The sequence below is a fragment of the Aestuariivirga sp. genome (assembly GCF_044239095.1).
GTDB lineage: Bacteria > Pseudomonadota > Alphaproteobacteria > Rhizobiales > Aestuariivirgaceae > Aestuariivirga.
On the sequence record NZ_JBIICB010000324.1, the window covers coordinates 1 to 4,533 of the forward strand.

Genomic DNA, 4,533 nt, shown 5'->3' on the forward strand with positions numbered 1-4,533 from the left:
CTGGGGCGCTTTGCTGACGCGTAGGCGCCGGGCTCGGGGATATACCCCCACACCCTGCCCTCTCCCCCGGAGGGGGAGAGGGATAGTTTTCTTGCTTCCCCCTCGCACCCGGAGGGGGAGAGGGGGAGAGAAAAGAAAAGCCGCCCTGTTGGGCGGCTTTTCCGTGAGATGCGCCGGGAGGCGGTCTCAACGTCTTGCGTCAGCTCCGCGGCTCCGCGGAGGCGACGATCCGGCTGCCCGGCACAGTGAACTCACTCGACATCGGATCACCTCCTTTCGTTGTTGACAGTGCCCCTGAAGGTGAGGGCTTGCCCGGCCTTCGTCAAGCGGGCATTTTCGGCCGCCAGACAGAGAAAGGACCACCCATGACCGCCGCCGACATCCTGATCACCAACGCCCGCGTCCTCACCATGGACCCAGCACGCCCGAAGGCAGAGGCGCTGGCGATTGCGGGAAACCGCATCATCCGGGTGGGCTCGCAGGACGAGGTCGCGGGGCTCAAGGCCGGGCATACGCGGGTGATCGATGCCGGCATGAAGACGGTGATGCCCGGCATCATCGAAAGCCATGTGCACCTGTTCGGCGGCTCGGTTGAACTCGACACGCTGATGCTGAACGGGATAAGCGGCATCGACGCTATCGCCAGTGCGGTTGCGGACTATCGCAAGGCGAAGCCCGGCGAGGCGGTGCTGCTGGCCACCGGCATCGCGCATGAGGCGATGGGGGAGCCGATCACGCGGCAGATCCTTGACCGCATGGTGCCGGACATTCCCTTCATCGTCGGCTGCTTCGACCACCACACCATGTGGGCCAACACCAAGGCGCTGGAGGCGGCGGGCATCATGAAGGGCCGCGCCCTTCCGGTGGGCAACGAGATCGTGCTCGACCACAACGGCATCGCCACGGGGGAACTGCGCGAGCCCGCGGCCTACATGCTGGTGCAGGCGCTCACCCCCACGGGCGGGCGGGAGTGGCTGGGCATGACGACGGGCGAGAACCCGGCGCCGCCGGCAACCGCCGCACAGCGCGCGCTGGACATGAACTACTTCAAGCAGGGCATCGCGCATGCCGCGTCGCTTGGCATCACCTCCATGCACAATATGGACGGCAACTGGTACCAGCTTGAGCTGCTGCAGTCGCTGCTCGACCGGGGCGAGCTCAATGCGCGCGTCGAAATCCCCTTCCACCACAAGAACACCTTTGAGAACGCGCGCGTGGAGGAGGCGGCCGAGATGCGGGCGAAATATGGCCGCCATCGCACCGGGGGCGACATGCTCCACTGCGACCGGGTGAAGATCTTCATCGACGGCGTGCTGGAAACCTATACGGCGCTGATGCTCGAGGGCTACCCGGACCAGCGGGACAATATGGGAGCGCCGCTGTTCACCGCGGAAGACTTCAACGACATCATCCGGCGCGCCGACCGGCACGGGCTGCAGGTTGCAACCCATGCCATCGGCGATGGCGCGGTGAGGCGGACACTCGACGCCTATGAAGCGGCCATCACGGCCAATGGCCGGCGCGACTCCCGCCACCGCATCGAGCATATCGAGATGATCGATCCCGCTGATATGTTGCGGCTGAAGGAACTGGGCGTCATCGCCTCGCTGCAGCCCATCGCGGGGGTGGGCGTTCCGGGCAATCCGCCCGAGCCCATCCTGTCGCGCGTCGGCCAGGAGAAGTTGCCCTACGCCTATGCCTGGCAGACACTGCGCGAAACGGGTGCCGTGATCGCGTTTTCCTCCGACTGGCCGGTGGCGCCCTTGAGCCCCTTTCTCGGCATGCAGGCGGCAATGACCGCGGTGCCGATGTGCGAGGGCTGCGAACCCCAGGCCCAGAGCCTGATGGACACGCTGCATGGCTTCACTGCGGCGGGCGCCTACACCGAGTTCATGGAAGACAGGAAGGGCACGCTGAAGGACGGCTATCTGGCGGACGTGGTGGTGCTCGATGCCGACATGGAGAGCACGGCGAAGGACCAGGTGGTGAACGTGCGCCCGCAGGTGACGATCTGCGATGGGCGGGTGACGTTCGAGGGGTGAGGCGGGACTCGCGGCACCCCCACCCCTGCCCCTCCCCACAAGGCGGAGGGGGACTCCAATAGACAATGCGTCAGATCTGGTTCCCCTCCCCCTTGTGGGGAGGGGTAGGGGTGGGGGGCACCGCAAGCTAAGACGTTAAGCCTTTGGCTTGACCGCGATCTTCTGCGCCCTGGACTGGGCTTCGGGGCGTTTCAGCGGCGGGTTTTCCACATGCACGTCTTAACGCGGGTCTGCGACACCCCTTCCCGTTCGCCGAATGTTCCGCTAGAGAGGGCCATGGCCAAAGCATCACATTTCGTCTGCCAATCTTGCGGTTCCGCCTCTACCAAATGGTCCGGCCGCTGCGACAGCTGCGGGGCGTGGAACACCATCATCGAGGAGCAGGCGGCAGCCCCGCTCTCCGGCTCCAAGGGTGCCGGCCTGCCAAAGGGCCGCGCCACCAGGCTGGTGGGCCTGAGGGGAGAGACACCTGCGCCGCCGCGCATCGTGACGGGAATAACGGAACTGGACCGCGTGGCGGGCGGCGGCTTCGTGCCGGGGTCGGGTGTGCTGATTGGTGGGGACCCGGGGATCGGCAAATCCACGCTGCTGCTGCAGGCGATGGCCGCACTGGCGCGCAAGGGCGAGCGCGTCGTCTATATCTCGGGCGAGGAGGCGATCGCGCAGGTGAGGCTCCGCGCGCAGCGGCTGGGGCTTGACGATGCGCCGGTGCTGCTGGCCACCGAAACCAATGTCTCCGACATTCTGGCGACACTGGCGGAGGACAAGCCGCCCGCCATTGCGGTGATCGATTCGATCCAGACCCTGTGGGCGCCCTCGATCGAGGCCGCGCCCGGCACGGTGTCGCAGCTCAAGGCCGGCTCCGAGGCGCTGGTGCGCTTTGCCAAGCAGAAGGGCACGGCCATGCTGCTGGTGGGGCATGTGACCAAGGACGGGCAGATCGCCGGCCCCAAGGTCGTCGAGCACATGGTGGATGCGGTGCTCTATTTCGAGGGCGACCGGGGGCACCAGTTCCGCATCCTGCGCGCCGTCAAGAACCGCTTCGGGCCAACCGACGAGATCGGCGTGTTCGAGATGTCCGACGGCGGTCTTGCCGAAGTCACCAACCCGTCACGCCTGTTCATGGGCTCGAACGAGCACCCCACACCGGGAACCGCGGTCTTTGCCGGCATGGAGGGCACGCGCCCACTGCTGATCGAGGTGCAGGCGCTGGTCTCCCCCTCCCCGCTCGGCACGCCGCGGCGGACGACCGTGGGTTGGGACTCCAACCGGCTTGCCATGATCCTTGCCGTGCTCGAAGCGCGCGCCGGGGTGCAGATCGGGCAGAACGATGTGTACCTGAATGTCGCAGGCGGCCTCAGGGTGCGCGAGCCCGCAGCCGACCTGGCGGTGGCGGCCGCCCTCCTCTCCTCGCTGACCGGCACGGTGATCCCGCCGGGCACGGCGGTATTCGGCGAGATCGCGCTGTCGGGCGCCATCCGCCCTGTGGGCCAGACGGAGGCCCGCCTGAAAGAAGCCCAGAAGCTGGGGCTGAAGGAGGCGGTGGTCGCCGCCACGGCCGAACAGCCCAGCATCAAGGGTCTCGGCATCAGGCCGATGGAAACCATCATGGACCTCGTCGCATGGTCGGCCGCGCAAGACCGGGGACAGCGGAGAATCGCCTAGGCTATCAAGCGATTCCTTTCTATAAGGTCCCCAAAACGGGTGTGAGCCCGCAATCAGGATAGCTGGATGCCGTTCACCTTTCTCGACTTCATCCTCCTTGGTATCATGCTGGTGTCGGGCCTGCTGGCGCTGGCGCGCGGGTTTACCCGCGAGGTACTGTCACTGGTCGCCTGGGGCGCGGCGGCGGTGGCGGCCTATTTCGCCATCAAGCAGCCGAACCTCGTCGAATTCGCCAAAACCAACATCCCCTACCTCGACAAGGAGATCCTGGCGCAGATCGCGGTGGGGGCTACGGCCTTCCTTATCGTTCTGATCATCGTATCCATCATCAGCGTCAAGATTTCGGACTATGTGGTCGATTCCTCGGCTGGCTCCTTCGACCGCACGCTGGGCTTCATCTTCGGCGTCGGCAGGGGCTTCATCTTCGTGGCGATTGCTTACCTGTTCTATGGCTGGCTGCTGCCCTTCGAAAAGCAGCAGTCCTGGGTCAAGAATGCCTACAGCCTGCCGATGATCAAGTCGGCGGGCGAAGTGCTGCTCTCCTTCATGCCGCCGGACATCGCGGAGACGCTGTCGAACACGGCGCTGGCCGATGACCCCGGATCCGCCGTGACGCAGCAGCCTCCGGCTCTTCCGGAGGAGGGTTACCAGAGCAACGAGAACCAGGGGCTGGAAAACCTGATCCAGGGGACGGGCGGGGCGCAGAAACCGGACACGGGACAAGGCAACAGCCAATGAGCAGCGACATCGACTTCGAACTGAACGCCGACCGCCTGCGCGAGGAATGCGGCGTGTTCGGCATCTATGGCCACCCCGATGCAGCCGC

General features: G+C 65.9%; 3 protein-coding genes. All 3 read left to right on the forward strand.

Annotated elements, in window-relative coordinates; all coding sequences use genetic code 11:
- Positions 1 to 365 precede the first annotated feature (365 nt).
- The 3 genes from ACILRA_RS20290 to ACILRA_RS20300 all read left to right on the forward strand — a co-directional run bounded on the left by ACILRA_RS20290 (position 366) and on the right by ACILRA_RS20300 (position 4,445).
- Positions 366 to 2,042 carry an amidohydrolase gene (locus tag ACILRA_RS20290; RefSeq protein ID WP_395663869.1) on the forward strand — a complete coding sequence of 559 codons (1,677 nt, stop codon included), beginning with the start codon at positions 366 to 368 and terminating at the stop codon, positions 2,040 to 2,042.
- A 276-nt stretch (positions 2,043 to 2,318) separates the two neighbouring features.
- Positions 2,319 to 3,707 carry a DNA repair protein RadA gene (radA, locus tag ACILRA_RS20295; protein ID WP_395663870.1) on the forward strand — a complete coding sequence of 463 codons (1,389 nt, stop codon included), beginning with the start codon at positions 2,319 to 2,321 and terminating at the stop codon, positions 3,705 to 3,707.
- Between the two features lie 66 nt (positions 3,708 to 3,773).
- Positions 3,774 to 4,445 carry a CvpA family protein gene (locus tag ACILRA_RS20300; RefSeq protein ID WP_395663871.1) on the forward strand — a complete coding sequence of 224 codons (672 nt, stop codon included), beginning with the start codon at positions 3,774 to 3,776 and terminating at the stop codon, positions 4,443 to 4,445.
- Positions 4,446 to 4,533 lie beyond the last annotated feature (88 nt).

Excerpts from the sequence above, each read along its gene's own strand:
- ACILRA_RS20290 (WP_395663869.1), top strand. The coding sequence starts at position 366 with ATGACCGCCGCCGACATCCTGATCACCAACGCCCGCGTCCTCACCATG.
- radA (WP_395663870.1), top strand. The coding sequence starts at position 2,319 with ATGGCCAAAGCATCACATTTCGTCTGCCAATCTTGCGGTTCCGCCTCT.
- ACILRA_RS20300 (WP_395663871.1), top strand. The coding sequence starts at position 3,774 with ATGCCGTTCACCTTTCTCGACTTCATCCTCCTTGGTATCATGCTGGTG.